This window comes from Clostridium sp. AF34-13, assembly GCF_003477845.1.
GTDB classification, from domain to species: domain Bacteria; phylum Bacillota; class Clostridia; order Lachnospirales; family Lachnospiraceae; genus Butyribacter; species Butyribacter intestini.
This window is the reverse complement of record NZ_QUEB01000039.1, coordinates 1-1,626: the sequence shown is the minus strand read 5'-3', so window position 1 is coordinate 1,626 and position 1,626 is coordinate 1. Positions and strand designations below refer to the sequence as shown.

Here is a 1,626-nt window from a genome sequence, read left to right as displayed (position 1 = left end):
AAAATCACCACTTAACTGCTTTAAATGGCGATTTTATCATTGTTTGCGTTACTTTTTTAATAATGCTCTCTATCGGGCTTTCTCCATTTCTACTAAAAATGCAGCTGAAAATTTAATAACTCAGGCAAGTGTGTCAATGCCCTTTATCGGGCTTTCTCCATTTCTACTCTACGCTGGATATGGTATTTGTCTTAAATGTGAAATGTGTGGGTGTCAATGCCCTTTATCGGGCTTTCTCCATTTCTACTGTTAAGTTAAAATAAGGTACATTGACAGTAAACCAAGTGTCAATGCCCTTTATCGGGCTTTCTCCATTTCTACTTAGATGGATGAACGTAATATGGGTATACAATACGTTGTGTCAATGCCCTTTATCGGGCTTTCTCCATTTCTACGGAATTGTAAAGAATGCCGTTACAGTGAATTATACGAGTGTCAATGCCCTTTATCGGGCTTTCTCCATTTCTACGCTCCCCTCTGGGAACGCCCTAAAATGAAGCATTTGCAGACTCGATTTTGCAGGTAATTGTCTGACAACATCAAAATCTGCTTATTTTTTGCTGTTTTTGTGTCTCTTCACACTTTGTTCATATTTTTTTGTCATTTTTAGACCTTAGTTGTAAAAATGGATTTATAACTTTATTTTAACATATCATGTTATAAATGTATATAAAAACATTCAATTCCCAATTTTTCCAAGTAACAGTTCAGCCAAAAAAAATAATTGACAATACTTGAGCTTGCTCATTGTATTGTTGATTATCTTTTTATGGTAGAATAGCCTTTCATTTCTGAAATGAGGGCAAAGCCCTCGCGAGCACGCTCAGATGGAACAAATTTATTTGTTCCATCCTCACTTTGCTTTCGCGTAAATAAACAAAAGCTGCAAAGCAGCGACTGACAGCTTGCTGGCAGGTTTATGAATTGAGGAAATAAAAGGCTGAACTGTTACTTTTCCAACTTTCACACCTTGCAAACATATGTAGATACTTGATGTTTCAAGCAAACTAATTAACCAAATCGGTGCCTTAACATTAAAAAACATTATTTCTCTAACCACTGTTTTATAGTTTCCTCATCCATATCTACAGCACTTGCTGTTAAAGAAATATCCATTCCCATATCATTTAATTTTTCTACTGTTTTTCTTGCTGTTTCTTTAGCTGCCTCTTGTGCTGCTTCTTTCGCTTTTCTCTCAGCATATTCCTCTACACTTTTACACATCTTCTCGTCCTACTCACCATGTTTTAATTCTTTCATTCTTCTTGATACATTTGGAAATTTATCATCCTTGAAATCTGTTTTTAGAAAACATTGCATGAGGTCACTTATCAGACTATCATCTGCCACTTCAGTATTGACATATACTGACATAAGACCATCATTTACCAGATTGCCTGTTTCCCTTATAACATTTTCTACATGATACACTGTTTTTCCTGCTCCAAACATATCGAACTCGGATATATAAATTACTATTACATCCTGAACATCCTCAAATTCATCACCCGGTTCAGATTTATTAATTGTTATCGTTGATGCATTATAACGCACGCGTTTTACATGATTGCAATTATCAGATCTCTGTATTTCTATATTATATACTTTATCTTCAACACCTTCAAT

The 1,626-nt window shown here is 35.0% G+C and carries 1 protein-coding gene, 1 pseudogene and 1 CRISPR repeat array; the gene and the pseudogene both read right to left on the bottom strand.

What is annotated here, in order from left to right; genetic code table 11:
• Positions 1-56: 56 nt before the first annotated feature.
• Positions 57-469: a CRISPR direct-repeat array (repeat unit 37 nt; unit sequence GTGTCAATGCCCTTTATCGGGCTTTCTCCATTTCTAC).
• 575 nt (positions 470-1,044) lie between these two features.
• Entirely contained in the window at positions 1,045-1,224 is a 180-nt protein-coding gene (locus tag DWZ63_RS15500; RefSeq protein WP_118500363.1) for a hypothetical protein, read from the bottom strand.
• Positions 1,225-1,233: 9 nt separating this feature from the next.
• Positions 1,234-1,626 (bottom strand): annotated as a pseudogene (locus tag DWZ63_RS15495) (PD-(D/E)XK nuclease family transposase); the annotation flags it as partial.